General features: G+C 44.3%; 1 protein-coding gene. It reads left to right on the top strand.

The genetic code is table 11. The features are described from left to right. A partial coding sequence (locus CP363_RS10580) for a PEP-utilizing enzyme (protein WP_255404975.1) occupies positions 1 to 384 on the top strand: 384 nt, incomplete at both ends.

The following is a 384-nucleotide window of genomic DNA, read 5'->3' as shown; positions in this document are numbered from 1 at the left end:
ATAAACGATATGTTGCAGGAATTGTTACAACTAACGGGGGGCGGACTTCTCATTTTACGATTATGAGTAAGACTCTTTCGTTACCAGCTGTCGTTGGTGTCAAGGATGCTACTGCGATCATTCATGATGGCGACTTGCTAATTGTTGACGGGATTCATGGCAAAGTGATTGTCAATCCAACGAATGAAGAGATTGAGCATTACCGTTTGTTAGCTGGTAAATTTATCCAGGAGCAGCAAAAGTGGGGAGCGTTAAAAGATAAGCAAACTGTGAGTGCTGATGGGCGCCGATTTGAAGTGGGAGCTAATGTCGGAACATTTGCTGACGTTATTGATGCTCAAGAGGATGGTGCCGAGGGAATTGGCCTTTTGAGAACAGAATTCC

It is taken from the genome of Lactobacillus sp. UMNPBX12 (assembly GCF_002553955.1).
Classification (GTDB): Bacteria; Bacillota; Bacilli; order Lactobacillales; family Lactobacillaceae; genus Lactobacillus; species Lactobacillus crispatus.
This window is presented reverse-complemented; position numbering and strand designations above follow the sequence as displayed.